A 21,852-nucleotide genomic window follows, 5' to 3' on the forward strand; every position below is an offset into this window, starting at 1 on the left:
GGAGGTGAGGGGTCAGCCGGCGAGGGCGCGCCAGCTCGCGGAGAGCCAGGGCACGGCGATGGCCAGCGTGGGCAGGCCGAGCACCCCGACCGCGGCCGCGTAGGCGCCGGCGGCCAGCCCGCGGTGCGGCGGGCGGCGGTCCGCGCCGGGCTGGGCCTGCGCCAGGCGGCGCACCCGGGTGAGGGCGTCGGCGCCCACCCGCAGCTCCCCCTGCCCACCGGCGCCCTCGCCGGGGGCGGAGGCCAGCTGGACCAGGGCGCGGGCCAGCGGCAGCGAGCCGGTGCGGCGGCGGGCGGCGTCGTCGGCGAGCATCTCCACGAGCAGCCGCACGGTGTCCAGCGCGGCGCGGGAGGAGACGACGCGCGGGAACGCGGCGTGCAGCACGGTGAACGCCTCGAGGACGAGGTCGTGGCGGGCGCGCAGGTGGGCCTGCTCGTGGGCGAGGACGGCACCGACCTCCTCGGGGCTCAGCTCGCGCAGGACGGCGTCGCTGATGACGACGCGGTTGCCGCCGACGCCGGGCACGCAGTAGGCGACGCGGGCGGGGCCGGTGAGCACCCGCAGGACGCGGGCGCCCGCCTCCCCGAGCAGGGCGCGGTCGACGGCGGCGGAGGCGTCGCGGTGGTGCAGCAGGTCGACCATCTCGCGGTGGCGGCGCCGCCGGCGACGGGTGCGCACCGCCACGAGGGCGGCCACGGCCCAGAACCGGACGGTGACGACGGCGACGAAGCCGGTGCCCAGGCCGATGAGGGTGGTCTGGGCCAGGCCGTGCCGGGCGAGGAACGGCAGGCCGGGTTGCTCGGTGAACAGCATCGTCAGCGACGACAGGCCCGCACCGAGGGTGGCGAGGACGGCGGCCAGGGCGACGGCCTGCCAGAGGACGAGCGCGGCCCGCGGCACCTGCCAGGTCCAGCGGGCGCGGGCCAGCAGGGCGGGCACGGGGCCGGCGAGCAGGACGGCGAGGGCCGCGAACCAGAAGGCGGTCACCGCCGGCTCACCGCCCGCCGCCGGGCGTCCCCGCCGGGCGCGGCCTCACGGGGCGGGCGCGGTCTCTCCCCCGCTGGGCGCCTGCGGGCGGGACAGCGCGTCGAGGGCGTCGCGCAGGGCGGCCGCCTCGGCCGGGGACACGCCACCGACGAAGTGCACCAGGGCGGCCTGGCGCGTGTCCACGGCGTCGACGCCGCCGAGGGCGTCGAGCATGAGGCCGGCGACCATCTGCTCGCGGCTGGCGGAGGGGCTGTAGCGGAAGGCGCGGCCCTCGCGCGCCTGACGCACGACGCCCTTCTTGGCGAGGCGGTCCAGGACCGTCATGACGGTCGTGTAGGCGATCTTGCGGTGGGCGGCGAGCTGCTCGTGGACCTCGCGCACGGTCAGGGGGGTGCCTGCGGCCCACAGCCGGTCCATCACGTCGCGTTCGAGCTCTCCCAGTGCCACGGGGGCATGGTACGCGAGCGGGTGTGACGAACGCGACCCGTCGTACTACCCCCTGTCGTAGAAATCCGGGGCCGATCGGCCTATCCTGGACGCATCTACGACAGCACGTAGTTGACGATCCGCCGCGGCGGACCGCCCCCTCCGAGACCGTCGAGGCACCCGCGTGGACATCGAGCTCCTGACCCGGCTGCAGTTCGCCGTCACGACGCTCTACCACTACCTGTTCGTCCCGGTGTCGATCAGCCTGTCGCTGTTCGCCGCCCTGCTGCAGACCACCTCCGTGGTGCTCGCCCGGCGCGGCGCCGCGCAGCGCTCGGAGGTCTTCGACCGCCTGGCGCTGCTGACCGGCAAGCTGCTCATGGTCACCTTCGCCGTCGGCGTCGTCACCGGCCTGGTGCAGGAGTTCCAGTTCGGGCTGTCCTGGAGCCAGTTCGCCCGCTTCTACGGCGACGTCTTCGGCCCCACCCTGGCCGTGGAGGGCATGCTCGCGTTCTTCCTGGAGGCCACCTTCCTGGGCCTGTGGTGGTTCGGGCGCGACCGCCTGCCCCGCGCGCTGCACCTGGCGACGATCTGGGTCGTCGCCGTCGGCACCACGATCTCCGCGTTCGTCATCCTCGCGGCGAACTCCTTCATGCAGAACCCCGTCGCCTACACGATCGACGAGGCCACCGGCCGCGCCCGCCTGGGCAGCTTCCGCGACCTGCTGCTGAACGAGGTGAACCTGGCCGCGTTCCCGCACACCCTCGCCGGGGCCGTCATGGCCGGCGGCGCGCTCGTCATGGCCGTGGGCGTGTGGCACCTGCTGCGCGGCGGGCACGAGCCCGGCTCCGAGCAGTTCGGCGCGTTCCGCACCCTGTCGCGCTTCGGCGCCTGGGCCACCCTGGTCGGCGGTGCGGCCACCGCCATCACCGGTGACCTGCTCGGCAAGGTCATCACCGTCGTGCAGCCGATGAAGATGGCCGCCGCGGAGGCCCTGTACGAGACGACGACCTCGGCCCCGTTCTCGATCTTCGCCTACGCCCCGCCCGGTTCGGACCGCCCCACGTTCAGCATCGAGGTGCCCGGCGTGCTGTCCTTCCTGGGCAAGGGGTCCTTCACCGCCGAGATCTCCGGCCTGAAGGACCTCCAGGAGGCCTACGTCGCGCAGTTCGGCCCCGGCGACTACACCCCCTGGGTGCCGGCGGCGTTCTGGAGCTTCCGCCTCATGATCGGGGTCGGGATGCTCGCCGCCGCCGTCGCGCTGGTGCACCTGTGGGTCACCCGCAAGAGCCGGCCGATCGCGGTGGACACCCGCCTGGCCTCCACCGTCCTGTGGTCGGTGCCGGTGCTGCCCCTGCTGCCGCTGGCCGCGAACTCGTTCGGCTGGATCTTCACCGAGACCGGCCGCCAGCCCTGGCTGGTGTTCGGCCTGTACCGCACCGCCGACGGCGTCTCCCCCGGCCTGACCGCCGGCGAGGTCGCCCTCAGCCTGGCCGCGTTCACCCTCGTCTACGGCGCGCTGGCCTGGGCGTGGACCGTCCTCGTCACCCGCCTGGTCCGGAAGGGCCTGCCGGACGTCCCGGCCGCGCACCGGCAGGACGCCGACGAGACCGACGACGCCGACGACACCGACGTCGCCCTGACCTACTGACCCGCCCGCTCGCGACCTGGAGTTCTCGTGGACCTGCCCGTCGTCTGGTTCGGCATCGCGGTGCTGGCCTGGGTGCTGTTCTTCGTCCTGGAGGGGTTCGACTTCGGCGTCGGGTTCCTCGGCCCGCTGCTGGGCCGCACCGACGCCGAGCGCGGCGCGGCCGTGCGCACCGTCGGCCCCGTGTGGGACGGCAACGAGGTGTGGCTCGTCGCCGCCATCGGCGTGACGTTCGCCGCGTTCCCCGACTGGTACGCGGCCCTGCTGTCGGGGCTGTACCTGCCGATGGTCGCGATCCTGCTGCTGCTCGCCGTGCGCGGGGTGGCGATCGAGTTCCGCGGCAAGCACGACTCGGCGAGCTGGCACGCGCGCTGCGACGCCTTCCTGGCCTCGTCCTCGCTGCTGCTGGCCGCCGGGTGGGGCGCCGTGCTGGGCGTGCTGGTGCACGGCCTGGCCCTGGGCGCCGACGGCGAGGTGCACTCCGGTGGCGGCGCGCTGGGCGGGCTCACCCGTTCGCTCGCGCCGCTGGGCACCCCGTGGGCGGTGCTCGGCGCCCTGGCCGGGGTGCTGCTGGCCACCGTGCACGGCGCGACGTTCCTGTCGCTGCGCACCACCGGGGTGCTGCGGGTGCGCGCGCGCCGGCTGGCGGTGGCGAGCGCCCCGGCGCTGGCGACGTGCGCGCTGGCGGTGTTCGTGGCCGCCGGTCACCCGGCGGTGGCCGCGGCGGCGGCGCTGCTGGCGGTGGCGGCCGTGGCGGCGTGGCGCCGCGCGGAGGTGCTGGCGTTCGCCGCGTCCAGCCTGGCGGTGGCGGTGGCGGTGGTGGCGGTGTTCACCGCGCACGCCCTCGACGGCCCGGTGGTGCTGCTGCCGAGCACCCTGTCGCCGGCGGCGGACGTGACGCTGCGCGCGGCGGCCGCCTCGCAGGGGGCGCTGGAGCTGATCTCCGTGGTCGGCGTCGTGGTCCTGCCCGGGGTGGTGGCGTACCAGCTGTGGTCGTACTGGGTCTTCCGCCGCCGGGTGGCCAGCGGCCACGGCCCGGTGCGCGGTTCCGCGCGCGGCGGCCGCCCCGTCCCGGCCGGCGTCCCCGCCCGCTCGGGGCGGTGACGATCCCCACGTCCCCCGCTCCCCGCGACCTCGCGGACACCACCGTCTCCGCCCCTCGGGACGACCTCGCGACGGCGGAGACCACCGTTCCCGCCCCGGCGGGGGCCGCTCAGCGCCGCCCGCGCGGGCCGGTCGACCCGCGCCTGCTGCGGCACGCCCGTCCCGCGCGGCGCGGTGTCGCGGCCGTCGCCGCCGCGGAGACGGCCGTGGCGGCGCTGCTGGTGGCGCAGGCGTTCGCGCTGGCCGATCTGGTCGTGGCCCTGTGGCGCGGCACCGACCCGGCGCGGGCGCTGTGGGCGCTGGCGGCGGTCGTCGTCGCCCGGGCGGCGACGTCGTGGGCGGCGAGCGCCCTGGCGCAGCGCACCGCGAGCGCGGTGCGCGCCGACCTGACCCGCCGCGCCGCCGCGCGGGCCGTGGAGCTGGGCCCGGCGGGGGTGCAGCGCTTCGGCGCGGCGCGCCTGACGGCCCTGCTGGCGCAGGGGCTGCCCGCGCTGGACGGCTGGTTCACCCGCTACCTGCCGGCGCTGGTGCCGGGGGTGCTGCTGCCGCCGACGGTGCTGGTGCTGCTGGCGCTGCTGGACACCGGCTCGGCGCTGACGGTGGCGCTGACGCTGCCGCTGGTGCCGGTGTTCGCGGTGCTGCTGGGCCGCGCCACGCAGGCGCGGGCGCGGCGGCGCTGGCGGGCGGCGCGCACCCTGTCGGCGCACTTCCTGGACGTGGTGCGGGGCCTGCCGACGTTGCGCGCGCACCGCCGCGCCGGGCGGCAGGTGCAGGCGGTGGCGGCGACGACGGACGCGCACCGGCGCGCCACGCTGGGCGTGCTGCGGGTGGCGTTCCTGTCGTCGACGGCGCTGGAGCTGGTGGGAACCCTGTCGGTGGGGCTGGTGGCGGTGACGGCCGGGATGCGGCTGGCCGGCGGCACCCTGGACCTGCGCACGGCGCTGCTGGTGATCCTGCTGGCGCCGGAGGCGTACCGGCCGCTGCGGGAGGTGGGGGCGCGCTTCCACGACTCCGCGGACGCCACGGCCGTCGTCGACGACGTCGACGAGCTGCTGTCCTCCCCCGCCGTCGTCGCGGGTCCCGGCGGGGACGCCGCCGGTCTGCGGCTGGAGGGGGTGCGGGTGCTGCGCGCCGACGGCACCGCCGTGGTGGCCGCTGCGCGCGGCGCCGGTTCCGGCGGTGGGGTGGACGTGGCGGTGGCGCCGGGTGAGCTGGTGGCCCTGGCCGGGGTCAGCGGGGCGGGCAAGTCGACGCTGGCGCGGGTGGCGGCCGGCCTGGTGGTGCCGGACGCGGGCGCCGTGCGGCACCCGCTGGGTGCGGCGGCGGTGGCGCACCTGCCGCAGCGGCCGACGTTCCCGTTCGCCCGCACGGTCGCCGAGGCGGTGCGCGCGGGCCGGGCGGCGCCGGACGAGGAGGTCGCGGCGGCGCTGGCGATGGCGGCCGCGGCGGAGATGGACCCGGCGCGGGTGCTGGGTGAGGGCGCGAGCGGCCTGTCCGCCGGTCAGCGCCAGCGCCTGGCGCTGGCCCGCACCTTCCTGGGGGTGCTGCTGGGGGCGCGGCGGCTGGTGCTGGACGAGCCGACCGCGCACCTGGACGCCGCGTCGGAGCGCGCGGTGGTGGCGACGCTGCGCGGCCTGGCGGCGCGGGGGTGCGCGGTGCTGGTGGTCGCGCACCGACCCGCCCTGCTGGCGGCCGCGGACCGCGGCGTCCCCCTGACCCGCCCGTCCACTCCCCCCTCCCCCGCGGAGACCAGCGCCTCCGCCCCGCCGAGCGCCCCGGTGGAGGCGGGCACCACGGTTCCCGCCCCGGGTGGGCGGTGGACGGCGTCGGTGCGGGCCCGCGGCGCGCTGGCCGTGGTGGCCGGGGCGGCGGCCGTGCTGGCGGGTGCGGCGCTGACCGCGACGGCGACGTGGCTGATCGTCACGGCGGCGGACCGGCCGCCGGTGCTGACGCTGTCGGTGGCGGCGGTCGTGGTGCGCGCGAGCGCCACCGCGCGCCCGCTGCTGGTGCTGGCCGAGCGGTTGCTGTCGCACGACGCGGCGCTGGCGCGGCTGGCGCAGCGGCGCGCGGCGGTGGTGGCGGCGCTGGTGCCGCGCGTGCCGGGGCCGCTGACGCGGCGGCGCGCCGGCGGGTCCGGTGACCTGCTGGTGCAGCTGGTGCACGACGTGGACGCGCGGGTGGACGCGCTGCTGCGCTGGCGGCACCCGGTGGCTGCCACGGCGCTGGCGCTGGCCCTCGCGCTGGCCGCGGCGGCCCTGGCGGACCCGGTGCTGGCGCTGGCGGCGCTGCCGGGCCTGGTGGTGGCGGCGGTGCTCGCGCCGCTGGTGGCGGGCGTGGCCGAGCGGCGCGCCGACGCGCACCGCGACGACGTGGCGGCGCTGGCGCAGGCGGGCGCCGAGACCGCCGAGGGCGTGGAGGACCTGCGGTCCACCGGCGCGCCGCAGCCGCTGGAGCCGTTGCACCGCAGCGTGTCCCGTCTGGCGGCCGGGGAGCGGCGGCGGGCGCGGGCGGCGGCGGGCACAGCGGCTCTGCAGGCGCTGGGCGCGGGGCTGGCCGTGCTGGGGCCCGCCGCGCTGGCGCCGTCCTCGGGCGCGGGGGCGGCGTGGGCGGCGGCGGTGGTGCTGGCGGCGGCCGTGGCCGCGGAGGCGACGCGGGGCCTGCCGGACGCGGTGCGCGCCCGGCACCGCGCGGTCCAGGCCGAGCGGCGCGGCGCCGAGCTGCTCGCCGTCCCTGCGACCGCCACCGAGCCGGCCGGGCCCCGGCCGCTGCCGGCCGGCCGCGCGCTGCGGCTGCGCGGCGTGGTGGCCGGCTGGGAGGAACCGGCGTTGCGGGGCGTGGACCTGGACCTCGCGCCCGGTGAGGTGGTGGCGGTGCGCGGCGCCTCCGGCACCGGCAAGTCCACGCTGGCGGCGGTGCTGATGCGCTTCCTGGACCCGCGTGCGGGCGAGGTGACCCTGGACGGGGTGCCGCTGGCGGACCTGGCTGGTGACGACGTGCGCTCGGTGGTGGGGCTGGTCGCGGACGACGAGCACGTCTTCGCCACGAGCCTGCGGGAGAACCTGCTGCTGGCCCGCCCCGGCCGCGACGACGCCGACCTGCTCGACGTCCTGCACCGGGTGCGCCTCGGCGACTGGCTGGCGGCCCTGCCCGCGGGACTGGACAGCCGCCTCGGCGACGGCGGTGCCCCGCTCTCCGGCGGGGAGCGGCGCCGGCTGGCGATGGCGCGCGCCCTGCTGGCGGACGTGGCGGTGCTGGTGCTCGACGAGCCGAGCGAGGGGCTGGACGAGGCGACCGGCCGGGCGCTGGTCGCGGACCTGGTGCGGGCGCGGGGTGAGCGCTCGGTGCTGCTGCTGGCGCACCGCGACGAGGGCGTGGACCTGGCGGACCGGGTGCTGGAGCTGCGCGGCGGACGGCTGGAGGCCGTGGCGTCCCCCACGGCGGCGTGAGGGCGGCCAGCACGCGGTGATGCGCCGCACACCCGCCGTCCCCGCCGTGGACGGGCGCGACCGGGGCGTGACCGGGGAAGCGTCAGCGGTGGTGCGGGCGTTCGCGGCGCGGGGCTTCGCCTGGGGCGGAGACTGGAGCTCGCTGGAGGACCACCAGCACTTCTCCGTCTCGGGCGGCTGACCTCAGCCCAGCAGGGCGGCGACGTCGACGGTCACGGACGCCACGCCGAAGGGCACCTCGGTGGGCGGGTCGTCGCGTTCCAGGACGCTTCGCGGGACGAACAGCCCGTCCTCCAGGACGTAGGCGCTGAAGCGCTCGTCCCGGGGGTCCACGACCCAGTAGTGGGGCAGACCGGCAGCGGCGTACTTGCCGGCCTTCCAGATCAGGTCGTCGCCGCGGTTCGAGGAGAGGATCTCCACCGCGAGCGCGGGAGTGCCGGTGAACCTCGCTCCGGAACGCCCGAGCGTCTCCTCGACCGGGTAGACCATGACGTCCGGGACGAACTCGTCCCGGCCGGGCTTCCAGGCCCACGCCGCGTTGACGCGGTGGGTGGGCGGCAGGGCGGCGCGCAGGGCGAAGGCGAGTTCCAGTGCGAGGCGCTGGTGCTGCTCGCTGGGACTGGGGCTCACGACGAGCCGTCCGTCGATGTACTCGGCACGCGGGTCCTCCGGCAGGCGCTCGTACTCCTCCCAGGAGAGGGCACGACCGATCCCGGACGGCTCGGTCACCGGCTGGCTCGTCATCGCCTCGCACCTCCCGCGGGTCGCGACCAGCCTAGCGGCGCGCAGCGGGGTCCGCCGGGACCGCCGCGGCCCCGGAGGTCGAGGTCCTCAGACCCGGTCGAACACCCCGCGCTGGCGCGGCACGCTGGCGGTGGTGGCCACGGGCTGCTCCACGGTCAGCAGCCGGCTGGGCACCTCGGCCAGGCCGTCGGCGGGCCGGCACACCGCGCCGGGCCGGACGCTGTCCTTGTGCAGCAGGCGCGCGGAGCGGTGGGTGCCGCGCACCACGTCGTCCACCCGCACCGCGAGCGCCGGTGCGTCCCCGGCTTCCCCGAGCACGCGGCGCAGCTCCTCGGTGTCGGCGTGGACCTTCTCGCCGGGCAGCACGCACAGCGCCCAGTCGGCCTCGACGTGCGCGAGGGCGGCCTGCTTGGCGCGTTCGCGGTCGTCGGCCCAGAACCCGCTGACGACGGTGACCGCCGGGTGCAGGGTGGCGGCGAAGGCGGGCGTGCCGGGGGCGACGTGGTCGGCGGTGTCGTAGACGACGACCTCGTCGGCGACCCGGACGAGGTCGCGCAGGTCGGCCTCCAGGGCGGGCGGGGTGCTGGTGCCCTGCAGGACGAGGCAGGCGGCGAGGCTGGGGCGGGTGCTCGGCATGGCGGTCTCCTCGGGCGTGAGCGTCATCACCTTGAGCATCGGCGCGGACCTGCCGGGGGTTACGCGCCACGCCGGAGTCTTTACACGGTGTTGACATTCGCTTTGCGATCGCGTGACGGACTGCACGCACGACGGACGTTTTCGACCCGCGCGCTCAAGCCCCGGGCGGCGGTCGCCGAAGCCTCCGAGGTGGTGACGAGCGCGACGACGACGACCCCCCGCACCTCCTCCCCGGCGGCCTCTCCGGCGGCGCGGCACTGCGCCCTGGACGCGCTGCTGGAGACGACGCGCCGCCAGATGGGCGCGGACCTGACGTACGTGGCCGAGCTGGGCGCCGCCCAGGACGGCTCGCAGCGCCGGTTGCGCGCCGTCGTCACCCCGCTGCCGCTGCCGGTGCGCACCGGGGACGCCGAGCCGCTGGCCGGGACGCTGTGCGAGCGGGTGGTGCGCTCGCGCGACGCCGTCGTCGTGCCGGACACCGGCGCCGACCGCGCCGCGGCGAGCGCCCGCGCCCGCGGCATCGGCGCCTACGTGGGGGTGCCGCTGCACCGCAGCGACGGCTCCCTCTACGGGACGCTGTGCTCCCTGTCCTCCCGCCCCGACGCCGGGCTGCGGGAGCGGGACGCGGAGGTGCTGCGCGTGATCGCCGGGGTCGTCATGGAGCTCGTCGAGGAGGAGGACGCCGCCGAGGCGCGGCGCCGCGCCGTCCTGGACCGCCTCGCGGGTCTCGACGCCACCGGCGGCCCGGGCATCGTGTACCAGCCGGTCGTGGACCTGCGCACGTCGCAGCACGTGGGCGCGGAGGCGCTCAGCCGCTTCCCCGCCGGCACCGCCACGCCCGACGTGTGGTTCGCCGACGCCGCGCGCGTGGGCGCCGGCGCGGAGTTGGAGCTGCGGGCGGTGCGGACCGCGCTGGCGGGCCTGCCGCACCTGCCGGGGTTCGTGTCGGTGAACCTCTCCCCCGCCACCCTCCTCGACCCGGGCCTGGCCCGGGCGCTGGCGGGGGCCCCGCTGGACCGCGTCGTCGTGGAGGTCACCGAGCACGCTGCGATCGACGACTACGCCGGCCTGCTGGCGGCGCTGGAGCCGCTGCGCGCCGCGGGGCTGCGGGTGGCGGTGGACGACACCGGCGCCGGCTACGCCAGCCTGCGGCACGTCCTGGCGATCCTGCCGGACTTCATCAAGCTCGACATCAGCCTCGTGCGCGGCCTCGACGGCGACCGGGCGCGACGCGCCCTGGCCGCGGGGCTGGTGACGTTCGCGGAGTCCACCGACGCGGCGATCGTCGCGGAGGGGATCGAGACGGCCGAGGAGCTGGCGGTGCTGCAGGCGCTGGGCGTCTCGCACGGGCAGGGGTACCACCTGGCGCGGCCTGCGCCGCTGGTGGTGCCGGTGGCGGGCTGACCGCCCCCGGACGCGGAACGGCGAACGCCCCCGGACCCGTGGAGGGTCCGGGGGCGTTCGTCGTTCGCTCGGCGAGGGTCAGATGGCCTTGTCGAAGAAGACGGGCGGGCGCTCGGCGCGGTCCAGCTTCGCGAGGCCGCGGCGCTGGGAGCGGGCCTGCACCATCGCCTCGGCGAGGCGCTCGCTGACGTCGAGCTGGCGCTGCAGCAGGGCGCGGGCGCGGTCGGCGAATTCGGCCGGGACGGGGCCGAGCAGGCTGGGGGCGATCCAGTCGCCGCGGGGTTCCGGTTCGGGGACGTCGTCGTCCTCACCGTGCAGGCGTTCGATGAGGTCCTCGGCGGCGTCGGCGTCGAGCTCCACGGCGCGCAGCGCCGAGCGCCACGCGTCGCGCCAGTGGTCCTCCGCGGTGCCGCTGGCGTGGACGGCCGCGACGGGCGGGACACCGCTCATGCGATCCCGTGGCCGGTGGCCGGCGTGGAGCTGAGGTGCTCCAGCGCTGCCTGGCGCCACGCTTCCGCGAGCGGTTCGACGGTGGTGGTGCGGCACGCCGCGGTGCGCTCGGGGTCGCCGGAGACGTTCGCGACCGCGAGCTCCTGGATGAGCCACGTGTAGAGGGCTTGCAGGCCGGGGCCGCCGTCCCACTTCTGCACGTCGAGGCTGCTGAGCAGCTCGCGGACGATGTCCTGCGCGTGGACGAGGTTGACGTGCGCGGTCTCGCGGTCCCCGTCGCGCTGCGCCTGCTCGGCGCGCTGCAGGTCGAGGACGAGACGGTCGTACAGCATGACGAGGAGGGTGGCGGGGCTCGCGGTGGACAGGCTGTCCGCCAGGTACCGGTTCGCCGTGGCACGTCGGCCGTACGTCGTCGAGGTCATCTCGGTGGTCCTCCGGGTCTGTCGGGGTTCTGCCTGTCCATCGGCACGACAGGCCGGGAATACAGTGGTTCAGGCCGCGTTCTGCGTCTTCGCCGACGACGGGAAGGGCGAGCGTCGAGAAAGCAGAACGGGCTGGTGGGGGTGCTGTCGCACTCCCACCAGCCCGTTCTCGGGACCGTCGTCAGCTGCTGCTGCCGCTCGGCAGGCTGCCGAGCTGACCGGCGAGCCAGGTGGACTGGCTCTGCAGCTTGCCGAGGGCGGTCTCCAGAGCGCCGTAGTACTTCTGGTAGCGCTCCTTCTTCGCCGCGAGCCTGGTGTCCCAGTCCGCGATCCGGCTCGTCAAGTCCTTGATCGAGGAGTTCTGGCCGTCGATCACGGACGTGAGCGTGCCGGTGGCCGCGCTGGACAGCTTGAGGTCGCCGATGGCTCCGACGGTCACCTCACGCAGCCGCTCGACGACGCCCTTGCTCGCGGCCGCCGGGTCGGTGGCCTTGGTGGACACGAGTGCCTGGACCCCGGCGGGATCCTTCGCGTACGCCTCGAGGAACTTCGTCTTGTCGAAGGTCAGTTCCCCGTCGCGGGTGGACTGCAGCCCGAACGTGGCCGCCGACGTGCCGCCCACGGCGGAGGTGACCGCGCTGAGGACCTGGGACTTCAGCGCCCGCATGGTGCTGTCACCGCGCAGAGTGCCACCCCCGGTCACCTTGCCGTCCGAGCCGACGCTGCCGGCCCGGGACTGCAGGGTGATGTCCTTCAGTGCCGCGTTGGCAGCATCCACGAGGGACTGCACCGCCGACGCGACGGCGTTGGAGTCCCGGCCGACGGTCACGGTAGCGGCGGTGGTCGTCTCGGCCGAAACGGTGAGGCTCACACCCGGCATGACGTCCGCGAACGTGTTCGTGGACGACGTGATGGAGATCGGGTCGGTCCCGTCGCCGAGCTGGATCGTCGCATTCCCGGCAGCACTCAGCTGCGTCAGGTCGGCGACTTCGTCCAGGGCGGCGTAGTCGGCGGGCGTGAACTTTCCGTCGGCACCCGAGCCCGAGAGCTTCTGAGGGTCGGACGCGGTACCCACCGGCCCGGACCCGCGGGGCACGAGCCTGAAGTCGTTCTCCGTGCCGGTGCCGGCAGACGTGATCTGCAGGCGGTACGACGGGTTGCCGCTGGCGTCGGCACCGACCCGGATGGCCACGGCCTTGATGCCGAAGCCTTCCGCCTCGTTGATGGCGTCGACGACCTCGCTCAGGGTTCCGCTGCTGGGCTGCAGCGTCACGTAGGAGCCGTCACTGCGGACCACGTCCAACGGGTAGCTGAGCGGGGCCGCCGTCGGGTCGACCGTACCGTTCGCCGGGGTGAACATCGGGCTCGCCACGGACCGGGCCGACGCCAAGCCGGTGACCTTGATGTTCATGGTCCCCGGGATAGCGGTGCTGCCGGCCGTCACGGTCACCGCACTGCTGGACGAAGTGGCCTTGGCCGGCGTCCACGCGGTGGCCTTCTGCAGGTTGTCCGCCGCGGTCTGCAACGCCGACAACTTCGAGTTGACCGACTGGTAAGCGGTCACTTTCAGTTGCGCGGTGCTGACGCTGCTCTGCAGGCGCGCCTTCGGCGCGGAGTCGACGGCGATGAGCTGCGAGATGATGCTCGTCGTGTCCATGCCGCTGACGAGCCCATCGACAGAAGCCATGATTCCCCTCCTTTCGTGGGTGGGATCGGATGCAGAAAAGGACGGGGGGCACCGGGGTTCCCGGTGCCCCCCGCCTGGTGAGGTTCGGCTGGCTAGCTCACGTCAGCCGGCCTCGTAGCTCCGATGCTCAGCCGCGGAGCAGGGACAGGATGTTCTGCGACGCGGAGTTCGCCTGCGCCAGCATGCTGGTGCCAGCCTGCGAGAGGATCTGGTTCTTGGTGAACTTGGTCATCTCGGCAGCCATGTCGGTGTCGCGAATGGCCGACTCCGACGCGGTGATGTTCTCGATGGAGACGTTCAGGCTGCTCACCGCGTGCTCGAAGCGGTTCTGCACCGCACCGATGGTGGCGCGAGCAGTGGAGACACCCTTGAGCGCGTTGTCGACGTAGCGGATCGCCTTCTGAGCCTCGTCCACGTTCTCGGCGATGGTGGAGGTGCCGGACTTGATCAGGTTGATGTCGTCGAGCTTGAGACCAGCCGCGCTGAACCCGGAGGCGCTCGCCAGGACCTCGGTGGCCCCCGGGGCAGCAGCAGTACCCACGGTGACACCAGAACCAGTGACAGTGCCCTCGGTGAAGGCGAGGTCGTAGGTGCCGTCGACGGCAGTCTTGGCCTCAATGGCGATGTTCGTGCCGGTGACGGTGACCGTGAAGTTCTCGGCACCGATGGCCGTCAGGATCGATGCGCCAATCTCAGCAGCCGTCGGCGAACCGTCCAGCGTGATCGGGTGGTCGGTCGCACCGACCGTGAGGTCGAACGTACCGTTGTTGGTCAGCGCGCTGGCGTCCAGGGTGATCGAGGCCTTGGCAGCAGGCACCCCGTTCACCTTGGTACCGAAGACCGTCTCGCCCAGAGCGACGGAGATCTGCTCGCCAGAGTTAGCACCCACCTGGAACTGGCCCGCGTAAGAGCCGTCGAGCAGCTTCTGCCCACCGAAGGCGGTGGTGTCAGCGATACGGGACAGCTCAGCCTTCAGCTGGCCGAACTCGAGGTTGGCAGCCTTCTGCGCCTTGGTGTCCTGCGAACCACCGTTCGAAGCCTGGACGGCCAGGTCGCGCATGCGCTGGAGGATGGAGGTCGTGACACCCAGAGCGCCGTCGGCGGTCTGGGCGACGTTGACGCCGTCCTGAGCATTGCGGACGGCCTGGGACATGCCGTTGATCTGCGAGCGCAGGCCCTCGGAGACAACCAGGCCGGCCGAGTCGTCAGCGGCCTTGTTGATGCGGAAACCGGAGGACAGCTTCTCCAGCGAGCCGTTGAGCTGCTTGTCGGTCGCCTGCAGGTTGCGGTACGAGTTGAACGCCGCGATGTTGTTGTTGACGCGAAGACCCATGATGACGATTCCTCCGTGAGTGGGGTCTGACTGGTTGTCCAGCCGGTCCGTCCGTGGCCCGGCCTCGTCAGGCGCTTCCGTGTGCCTGACACTCCATTCATCGGTCCGCAGCAGCCGGACCTGAGCAGGTCTTCGCGTGGCAAACGGGTGACGTGGGCGCCTCAGGAGCACCACCCGTCACAAGCACCCCAAGAGTAAGCCGGACGCCTGCAGCGAGGCGACTCACGCGCCACGTCCGGTGTCCCCGGGGTACCTCGCTGCAGGGTTCCGGCCCGGCATCCCCTCGGGTGTGTCCACACCCCGGGCTGCGCGACCTGCACGGCCCACGCGTGTGGACAGCGGCCCGCGGATCCACCCGGCGGTCCACGCTCCGGACCGTGGACCCGGTCACCGCCCTGGAGCGCCTCGGTGGCGCCGCCCGCAGCGTCGCGCTCCTGGAGCGCACCACCCGCCGGGCGCTCACGGCCGCGGTGCGCTCCGGCAAGGTGCTGCAGCCGGCGCGCGGGTTGTACGTGCTGCCCTCCGCCGAGCCGGACGCCGTCGCCCGCGCCGCCGTCGGCGGGGTGCTGTCCTGCGCGTCGGCAGCGCGCGCCCACGGACTGCCCCTGTTCACGCCCCCGCGGACCCCGCACGTCACCGCTCCCCGCGGCAGCGAGCGCACCTGGCCGCATGTCGTGGTCCACCGCCGGCTCGTGCCCTCCGACGGCCACCGCACCGACGTGCTGCGCACCGTCCTGGACTGCCTGCGGTGCCTGCCCCTCGCGGACGGCGTCACCGTCGCCGACGCCGCGCTGCACCGGGGCCTGGTGCTCCCCGCCGACCTGGCCGCGGCCCGCGACCGGTTGCACCCCAGCGACCCGCGCCGGAAGCACCTGCTGCTCGTCGACCCGCTGGCGATGTCGCCGCTGGAGTCGCTGGTGCGCGTCCACCTGGTCACCGCGGGCCTGCGGGTGCGTTCACAGGTGCACCTGCCGGGCGTGGGCCGCGTCGACCTCCTGGTGGACGGCTGGCTGGCCGTCGAGCTCGACGGGCACGCCTACCACTCCCGCGAGGGCGCCTACCGGGAGGACCGCCGCCGTGACCGGGCCGCGCTGCGGCAAGGCGTCGTGGTGCTGCGGTTCACCTACGAGGACGTGGTGCGGCGCGGCTCGCGCATCGCCGAGGACGTCCAGCGCGTGCTGCGCCTGGGACCACCGTGGCTGCGGCCACGGCCCAGGCGGACCAGAACTCTGCAGCAAGACGCCTCATCCACCACTGCGGTGGTGCGTGAGGCACCCCAGTGCAGTGTTGCGGCCCCGGGAACGACGGAGCGCCCCGCCACGAGGTGGCGGGGCGCTCCGGGGTGACGCGGACGCGGACGGGGTCAGGCGGTGCGGGCGGCGACGGGCGCCGGCGCGGCGAATGCGCCGAAGGCGGACAGCGCCAGGCGCGCCTTGAAGTCGGACTGGGTGCCGACGGCGGCGTAGTACGCCTCCTTGCGCTTGACCGCGGGGGCCGAGCCGGTGGCCGGCTGCACCATCTCGGGCGACAGGTGCGTGTTCATGCCGTCGCGCAGCAGGGCGAGCGCCTCGGCGCGCATCTGCGAGATGCGGGACTCGGTGACACCCAGCTCCTCGGCGAGCTCCGCCATGGGGCGCTCGGCGATGAAGTAGCCCTCCACCACGACCCGCAGCCGCTCGGGCAGCGCGGCGATCGCGGAGCGCAGGTAGCCGAGGCGCTCGCGGTGCAGCAGCTCCTGCTCGGGGCCGGGGGTGTGGGTGGGCAGGTGGTCGTCGATGGACCCGCCGTCGGCGGCGAAGCCCTGCATCGACAGCACCATGGCGCGCTGCGACTCGTCGCGGGTCTCGGTGAGCTCGCGCACCGACACGCCCAGCGCCGCGGCCAGCTCGACCGGGGTGGGGGTGCGGCCCAGCTGCGCGGTGAGCTGGTCCTCGGCGGCGCTGAGCTTGCGGGCGCGGGAGCGCACCCCGCGGGAGGCCCAGTCGGCGCCGCGCAGGTCGTCGAGGATGGCGCCGCGGATGCGGGTGTTGGCGTACCGGGCGAACGGCACCCCGGTGGTGGGGTCGTAGCCGCGGGAGGCCTGGAACAGCGCCATCAGGCCCGCCGACGTCAGGTCGTCCCGGCTCACGTGGGACGGCAGCCGGCCGATGAACTCGCTGGTGATGTAGCCGACGATCGGCAGGTGCTTCTCGACGAGCTCGGCGCGCTGCGCGTCGGTGAGCTCCACGGGGGCGCTGGTGGCGTCTGCGGTCACACCCGTTGTCTCGGGACCGCCCGGTGTCACCTTGAGCGTCCACCGGGTGGACTCCGCGCGCCGCCGGCGCACCCCGTTGTACCGGTGACGTCCACGCTCGGTGAGGAGCCCGCGGCGACCGGGTGAACCTCCCCCCGGCCGGGCCGGGACGGTTCAGCACGCAAGCACTCCCGGCCGATGGTTACCCCGCAAGGCGCACCGGCACCGAACCGGTGCGGCAGTATGACGAGAGGTGGGAGTGACAGCCGTGAAGCCGTTGTACCGGGTGCTGCAGGACCTCGAGCACGCGTCGCGCCGGGGCAAGCTGACCCCCACGTTCATCGACGACTACGCCGAGAAGCACGGCGAGCGCGTGAGCGCCCTCTACGCCCTGGCGGCGAAGAACTTCCTCACCGTCGCGCACGAGGACGGCCGCAACGACCACGTGCTGCGCGACCCCAACGAGAAGGCCCGCGGCGTCAACGCCGTCGTGGTGGCCTCCGCCATGGAGGACAACGCCCGCGAGATGCACCGCGAGCTGCGCAAGGCCCGCGACGACGGCCGTCCCTACGCGCTGCGCAAGCCCGGCAAGAACGCCTTCTTCGTCCGCAAGGCCGATTGACCGCGCGGCCCCGCGCCGCCCCCCACGGCCCCGGTCCACCACCTGCCCCGGTGGTGGACCGGGGCCGTCCTGCTGCCGGCTGCGCGGCGGGACGGTCCCGCGCTGCGAGCGGGCTCACCCGGACGCTCCTCAACTCCCCCGCCGCCCTGCCGATGGGTGCGGTGAGCACGAGGGAGCGCCACGACGGCGCCCCCGCCGCGCCGAGCAGGCGCCGACGACGGGAAGGACACGCATGGGACTCGCCGAGGTCTCCGGCATCCTCTGGAAGGAGCGGGAGCTGCTGGAGCTGCTCCTGTTCAAGCTGGAGGAGGAGCAGCTCGTGCTGGCCAGCGGCCGCACGCGCTGGCTGGCGCACGCCACCCGCGAGGTCGAGTTCGTCATGGACCAGATCCGCTCCACGGAGGTCCTGCGGGCCGCCGAGGTCGACGCCGTCGCCGCCGAGCTGGAGATCGAAGCCGGTCCCAGCCTCAACGCGCTCGCGGCCGCCGCACCCGAACCGTGGGGAGAGCTGCTGCGCGGCCACCGCGACGCGTTCCTCACCCTCACCGCGGAGATCCAGGCCCTGGCCGACGCCAACCGCGACCTGCTCAGCTCCGGCGCCCGCGCCCTGCGCGAGACGCTGCTGGGCCTGGACACCCCGCTCGACACGTACACCGCCAAGGGCAAGAACACGGCCGCGTCGGCCGGTGGATCGCGCGCCCACTTCGTCGACGAAGCCCTCTGAAAGGACCCTGACGATGAGCACCTTCTCCGGGATCAACCAGGCCTCCCGCGCCCTGGGCGCCGCCCAGCGCGGCATGGACGTCACCGGGCAGAACATCGCCAACGCGAACACCCCCGGCTACTCCCGCCAGCGCGTCGAGCAGACCGCCGGCGTGCTGAACGAGACCGGTTCCTGGGCGCGAGCGAACGTGCCCGGCGACGGCGTGCAGGTCACCGGCATCACCCGCGTCGCCGACGCCCTCGCCACCGCCACCGCGCGGCAGGACTCCGCGACCGCCGCCGAGCAGAAGGCCGCCAGCCAGGTGTGGGCGGGCATCGAGACCGCCCTCGCCGACACCGGCACCTCCGGCCTCAGCAAGGGCCTGACGGACCTGTCCTCGGCGTGGAACGACCTCGCCAGGGCCGGTGAGGACGGCCTCGCCGCCGCCCGCTCGCTCGTGGTCAGCCGCACCGAGGCCGTCGTGTCGACGATCAACGGCATGGACGACCAGCTCCAGGCCCAGTACACGGGCCTGACCGGGCAGGCGCAGTCGGTCGCCGCCGACGTGAACCGGGCCGCGGAGAGCGTCGCCAAGCTCAACGACGCCATCCGCAGCACCCTCGCCGCCGGCGGCTCCGCCAACGAGCTGCTGGACCAGCGCGAGCAGCACCTCAGCGTCCTCGCCGACGCCACGGGTGCGCGCACGGTGCAGCGCGACGGCGGTGTCGTGGACGTCTACGTCGGCAACGCCGCCCTGGTCTCGGGCGACAAGGCGACCGCGCTGACGATCCGCGTGCCCGACGGCGCGAGCATCGGCGCGGAACTCACCGTCACCGTCGGCGGGATGGCGGCCACCCCGGCCGCCGGCACCCTGAAGGGCCTGCTGGACGGCGCGAACACCACGCTGGTCGACCAGAAGGAGGCGCTCGACGAGTTCGCCACCGCCTTCGCCACGGGCGTCAACACCGCGGTGAAGACGGTCACCGGCAACGAGGACCTGCTCGTCACCGCCGGCGAGGGCGGCGCCGCGCGCAACCTGAGCCTGGCCGACGGCGCCGCCGACTTCGAGGACAGCACGGCCGACACCGTCGACCGCGCCGCCGCGAAGGCCGCCGTGAACGGGCTGCGCGACGTCACCACGGCGTGGCGCAAGGAGGTCACCGGCATCGCCACCTCCGCGCAGTCGGCGGAGAACCGCGCCGCGCTCGCCGAGCAGGTGTCGCTGAAGTCCGACGCCGCTCGCGAAGCCGTCTCCGGCGTGAACCTGGACGAGGAGATGACGAACCTCGTCGCCTACCAGCACGCCTACTCCGCCGCCGCCCGCGTCCTGTCGGTCATCGACGAGGCGCTGAGCACGCTCATCAACACCGTCGGCCGCTGATCCCCCACCCCGACGACCTGACTCCAGGAGGTACACCGTGCTCGGCCGAGTGACCCAGCGCAGCATCGCGCTGAACTCCCTGAACAACCTGCAGGCCTCGCAGGCCCGCAGCAGCAAGCTGCAGGAGCAGCTCACGAGCGGCAAGGCGTACGCCAAGCCCTCCGACAACCCCGTCGCGGCCGGCAACGCGCTGCGCCTGCACGAGCAGGTCGCCGTCAACACCGAGCACGCCCGCAACATCGGCGACGCGCAGGCGTGGATGACCACGCAGGAGAACGCCCTCGACGGCGCGCTCTCCGCGCTGCAGAAGGTGCGCGACCTCACCGTGCAGGCCGCCAGCACCGGCTCGAACGACGGCCGAGCCCGCGCCGCCGTCGCCGCGCAGCTGCGCGAGATCAAGGAGCAGCTGGTCAGCAGCGCCAACACGACCCACATGGGCCGGCCGGTCTTCGCCGGCACCAGCACCGCCACCGAGGCCTACACCGCGGTGACGGACACGGACGGCAAGGTCACCGGCTACACGCCCAACGACGACCGCGGGGCCGTCACCCGCGCGGTGGCCCCCGGTGTCGAGGTGCAGGTGAACCTCTCCGGCGCCGCGGTCTTCGGCGACGACACCGGCTCGGTCTTCACCGAGATCGACGAGCTGATCGCCGCGGTCAACGGCACCGACGGTGCCGCGATCAGCGAGAAGCTCTCCGTCGTCGACGCCCGCCTCGACAAGGTCACGAACGGCCTGGCCACCATCGGCGCCCGCGTCAACCAGCTCGACGCGCTGCAGGAGGCCGGCACCGCCCGTGCCGACTTCCTCGGCCAGCAGCTCGACGAGGTCGAGGGCGTGGACCTCGCCAAGACCTTCGTCGAGTACAACCTGCAGAGCACCGCCTACCAGGCGGCCCTGCAGTCCACCGCCAAGGTCATCCAGCCCACCCTGCTCGACTTCCTCCGCTGACCCCCTCGCGCCCAGGAGTTCCTAGAGTGACCCTCATGACCGACGCCCCCGTGTCCGCGCCCACGATCGAGTTCGTGGCCCCCATCGCGGGACTGCCGCAGCACATGCGCTTCCACCTCGTCTCCCTCGACGAGGACGGCACGCTGTTCTCGCTGCGCAGCGTGGACGAGGCGGGCCTGCGCCTGGTCGTCGTGGCCCCGGGCCGCTTCTTCCCCGGCTACGCGCCCGAGATCGACGACGAGACCGTCGCCGCCCTCGACCTGCGCGACGCCACGGAGGCCGCGGTGCTGTGCGTGGTGAACATCGGGGACGACCCGGTCACCGCGACGGTCAACCTGCTCGCGCCCGTGGTGATCAACCACCGCACGATGCAGGCGGCGCAGACGGTGCTCACCGGCAGCGACCTGCCGCTGCGCGCTCCCCTGCGCCCCGCCGTCTGAGGTCACCCGGTCCCGTCGGGCCCCCGCCGCACCCCGCGGCGGGGGCCTGTCGCGTTCCCCCGTTCCCCTCCCCCGACCTCGCGGTGATCAAGGAAGTGACAACATCCGTGATCACCGCAGGGGTGAGGTGGGGCGGGCTGCGGGCGCCGGGGGCGGCTCGTAGGGTCGGGCCATGGACCTCGAGCGCCCCGTCGCACCCGACCCGTACTCCCTCCTGCCGAAGGTGCCGTCCTTCGAGCTGACCTCCACCGACGTCGCCGAGGGCGAGCCGATGGCCGAGGCGCACGCGAGCGGCAACACGTCCCCGCAGCTGTCCTGGTCCGGCTTCCCCGAGGGCACGAAGTCGTTCCTGCTCAACGTCTTCGACCCCGACGCCCCCACCCCGGCCGGGTTCTGGCACTGGACGGTCGTGGACCTGCCCGTCACCGTGACGAGCCTGCCGACGGGCGCCGGCTCGCAGCCGGCCCCCGAGGGCGCCACCGTGCTGCGCAACGACACGGGCACCGCCGACTACACCGGCGCCGCTCCCCCGCCCGGCGACCGCCCGCACCGCTACGTCTTCGCCGTGCACGCGCTGGACGTGGACTCGCTGGAGCTGCCCGAGGACGCCACCCCCACCGTCGCCGCGTTCACGTCCCTCGGTCACGTGCTGGCGCGCGCCACGCTCGCCCCCGTCCACTCCCGGTGAGCACCGCACCCGCCGAGGCCCAGGAGGTCGCCGGGACGCTGGAGCTGCTCCCCGCCGCCGAGCACCCCGGGCTGCTGCCGCCGCAGGTGGCGGCGGCGCTGCCGGAGGGGGCGTGGGTGTGCGCGATCGACCCGGACGTGGCCGACACCGCCGCCCTCGTGGAGGCGGCCGGGGTGCCGCCGGCGGGGTCGGCGAACTGCGTGGTCGTGGCCGGCAAGCGCGCCGGTGAGGAGCGCGTCACGGCGTGCGTGGTGCTGGCCACCACCCGCGCCGACGTCAACGGCGCCGTGAAGCGGGCCCTGGACGTGCGCAAGGCGTCGTTCCTGCCGCAGGAGCGGGCCGTGGCCGAGTCCGGCATGGAGTTCGGCGGCATCACCCCGGTGGGGCTGCCCGGCGGGTGGCGGGTCCTCGTGGACCGCGCCGTGGCGGAGTCGCCGTGGGTGCTCATCGGTTCGGGTCTGCGCCGCTCCAAGCTCGTGGTGCGCGGCGCGGACGTCGCGGCGCTGCCCGGCGCCGAGGTGGCCGACATCGCCCTGCGGGACTGAC

22 protein-coding genes are annotated in these 21,852 nt (G+C 74.8%); 13 read left to right on the forward strand and 9 right to left on the reverse strand.

Annotated features, from left to right (window positions below; all coding sequences use genetic code 11):
- Window positions 1-12 precede the first annotated feature (12 nt).
- Entirely contained in the window at window positions 13-987 is a 975-nt protein-coding gene (locus MN205_RS22180; protein WP_242130071.1) for a M56 family metallopeptidase, read from the reverse strand.
- A 45-nt stretch (window positions 988-1,032) separates the two neighbouring features.
- Window positions 1,033-1,434, reverse strand: coding sequence for a BlaI/MecI/CopY family transcriptional regulator (locus MN205_RS19350; protein WP_308220316.1), 402 nt, complete (start codon window positions 1,432-1,434; stop codon window positions 1,033-1,035).
- Between the two features lie 163 nt (window positions 1,435-1,597).
- Here MN205_RS19350 and MN205_RS19355 point away from each other — a divergent pair, with 163 nt between their 5' ends.
- From MN205_RS19355 to MN205_RS19370, 4 genes are read left to right on the forward strand one after another with little or no spacing between them, the layout of a single operon-like run.
- Window positions 1,598-3,064, forward strand: coding sequence for a cytochrome ubiquinol oxidase subunit I (locus tag MN205_RS19355; protein WP_242130072.1), 1,467 nt, complete (start codon window positions 1,598-1,600; stop codon window positions 3,062-3,064).
- A 27-nt stretch (window positions 3,065-3,091) separates the two neighbouring features.
- The gene (cydB, locus tag MN205_RS19360) at window positions 3,092-4,165 is read left to right on the forward strand and encodes a cytochrome d ubiquinol oxidase subunit II (RefSeq protein ID WP_242130073.1); all 1,074 of its coding nucleotides are present in this window, start codon (window positions 3,092-3,094) and stop codon (window positions 4,163-4,165) included.
- Window positions 4,162-7,611 (forward strand): thiol reductant ABC exporter subunit CydC, encoded by a 3,450-nt coding sequence (gene cydC, locus MN205_RS19365; RefSeq protein ID WP_242130074.1) that lies wholly within the window; start codon window positions 4,162-4,164, stop codon window positions 7,609-7,611. The genes cydB and cydC overlap by 4 nt, the downstream gene beginning before the upstream one ends.
- A gap of 19 nt (window positions 7,612-7,630) precedes the next feature.
- A complete protein-coding gene (locus MN205_RS19370; RefSeq protein WP_242130075.1) occupies window positions 7,631-7,792 on the forward strand; it encodes a M15 family metallopeptidase in 162 nt (53 codons plus the stop codon).
- Window positions 7,793-7,794: 2 nt separating this feature from the next.
- Here the strand turns inward: MN205_RS19370 and MN205_RS19375 are convergent, their stop codons facing one another.
- Together MN205_RS19375 and MN205_RS19380 are read right to left on the reverse strand one after the other, a co-directional pair.
- Window positions 7,795-8,355, reverse strand: a complete 561-nt coding sequence (locus MN205_RS19375; RefSeq protein ID WP_242130076.1) for a Uma2 family endonuclease — start codon at window positions 8,353-8,355, stop codon at window positions 7,795-7,797.
- Window positions 8,356-8,442: 87 nt separating this feature from the next.
- The gene (locus MN205_RS19380) at window positions 8,443-9,018 is read right to left on the reverse strand and encodes a hypothetical protein (protein ID WP_242130078.1); all 576 of its coding nucleotides are present in this window, start codon (window positions 9,016-9,018) and stop codon (window positions 8,443-8,445) included.
- A 165-nt stretch (window positions 9,019-9,183) separates the two neighbouring features.
- Between MN205_RS19380 and MN205_RS19385 the strand changes: the two genes are divergently transcribed.
- Window positions 9,184-10,395, forward strand: a complete 1,212-nt coding sequence (locus tag MN205_RS19385; protein WP_242130079.1) for an EAL domain-containing protein — start codon at window positions 9,184-9,186, stop codon at window positions 10,393-10,395.
- 78 nt (window positions 10,396-10,473) lie between these two features.
- Here MN205_RS19385 and MN205_RS19390 read toward each other — a convergent pair whose 3' ends face one another.
- The 4 genes from MN205_RS19390 to MN205_RS21310 form a co-directional block, all read right to left on the reverse strand.
- Window positions 10,474-10,845 (reverse strand): hypothetical protein, encoded by a 372-nt coding sequence (locus MN205_RS19390; protein ID WP_242130080.1) that lies wholly within the window; start codon window positions 10,843-10,845, stop codon window positions 10,474-10,476.
- Window positions 10,842-11,267 carry a flagellar export chaperone FliS gene (gene fliS / locus MN205_RS19395; RefSeq protein ID WP_242130081.1) on the reverse strand — a complete coding sequence of 142 codons (426 nt, stop codon included), beginning with the start codon at window positions 11,265-11,267 and terminating at the stop codon, window positions 10,842-10,844. The genes MN205_RS19390 and fliS overlap by 4 nt, the downstream gene beginning before the upstream one ends.
- A gap of 181 nt (window positions 11,268-11,448) precedes the next feature.
- A complete protein-coding gene (gene fliD / locus MN205_RS19400; RefSeq protein WP_242130082.1) occupies window positions 11,449-12,954 on the reverse strand; it encodes a flagellar filament capping protein FliD in 1,506 nt (501 codons plus the stop codon).
- A 127-nt stretch (window positions 12,955-13,081) separates the two neighbouring features.
- On the reverse strand, window positions 13,082-14,287 hold the full coding sequence (locus tag MN205_RS21310) for a flagellin (protein ID WP_305037246.1): 1,206 nt from the start codon (window positions 14,285-14,287) through the stop codon (window positions 13,082-13,084).
- A 377-nt stretch (window positions 14,288-14,664) separates the two neighbouring features.
- Here MN205_RS21310 and MN205_RS22185 point away from each other — a divergent pair, with 377 nt between their 5' ends.
- Window positions 14,665-15,633 (forward strand): DUF559 domain-containing protein, encoded by a 969-nt coding sequence (locus MN205_RS22185; protein ID WP_242130083.1) that lies wholly within the window; start codon window positions 14,665-14,667, stop codon window positions 15,631-15,633.
- A 17-nt stretch (window positions 15,634-15,650) separates the two neighbouring features.
- Here the strand turns inward: MN205_RS22185 and MN205_RS19420 are convergent, their stop codons facing one another.
- The gene (locus tag MN205_RS19420) at window positions 15,651-16,541 is read right to left on the reverse strand and encodes a sigma-70 family RNA polymerase sigma factor (RefSeq protein ID WP_242130084.1); all 891 of its coding nucleotides are present in this window, start codon (window positions 16,539-16,541) and stop codon (window positions 15,651-15,653) included.
- Window positions 16,542-16,773: 232 nt separating this feature from the next.
- Here MN205_RS19420 and MN205_RS19425 point away from each other — a divergent pair, with 232 nt between their 5' ends.
- From MN205_RS19425 to MN205_RS19455, 7 genes are all read left to right on the forward strand, one after another.
- Window positions 16,774-17,142, forward strand: coding sequence for a hypothetical protein (locus MN205_RS19425; protein ID WP_242130085.1), 369 nt, complete (start codon window positions 16,774-16,776; stop codon window positions 17,140-17,142).
- Window positions 17,143-17,374: 232 nt separating this feature from the next.
- A complete protein-coding gene (flgN, locus tag MN205_RS19430) occupies window positions 17,375-17,866 on the forward strand; it encodes a flagellar export chaperone FlgN (RefSeq protein ID WP_242130086.1) in 492 nt (163 codons plus the stop codon).
- Window positions 17,867-17,879: 13 nt separating this feature from the next.
- On the forward strand, window positions 17,880-19,226 hold the full coding sequence (gene flgK / locus MN205_RS19435; protein WP_242130088.1) for a flagellar hook-associated protein FlgK: 1,347 nt from the start codon (window positions 17,880-17,882) through the stop codon (window positions 19,224-19,226).
- A 37-nt stretch (window positions 19,227-19,263) separates the two neighbouring features.
- Entirely contained in the window at window positions 19,264-20,178 is a 915-nt protein-coding gene (gene flgL / locus MN205_RS19440; RefSeq protein ID WP_242130090.1) for a flagellar hook-associated protein FlgL, read from the forward strand.
- A 35-nt stretch (window positions 20,179-20,213) separates the two neighbouring features.
- Window positions 20,214-20,618, forward strand: coding sequence for a flagellar assembly protein FliW (fliW, locus tag MN205_RS19445; protein ID WP_242130092.1), 405 nt, complete (start codon window positions 20,214-20,216; stop codon window positions 20,616-20,618).
- Window positions 20,619-20,790: 172 nt separating this feature from the next.
- Entirely contained in the window at window positions 20,791-21,306 is a 516-nt protein-coding gene (locus tag MN205_RS19450; protein ID WP_242130094.1) for a YbhB/YbcL family Raf kinase inhibitor-like protein, read from the forward strand.
- Window positions 21,303-21,851, forward strand: coding sequence for a YbaK/EbsC family protein (locus MN205_RS19455; RefSeq protein WP_242130096.1), 549 nt, complete (start codon window positions 21,303-21,305; stop codon window positions 21,849-21,851). Before MN205_RS19450 ends, MN205_RS19455 begins: the two co-directional genes overlap by 4 nt.
- Window position 21,852 lies beyond the last annotated feature (1 nt).

Source organism: Kineococcus sp. TRM81007 (assembly GCF_022669155.1).
Taxonomy (GTDB): domain Bacteria; phylum Actinomycetota; class Actinomycetes; order Actinomycetales; family Kineococcaceae; genus Kineococcus.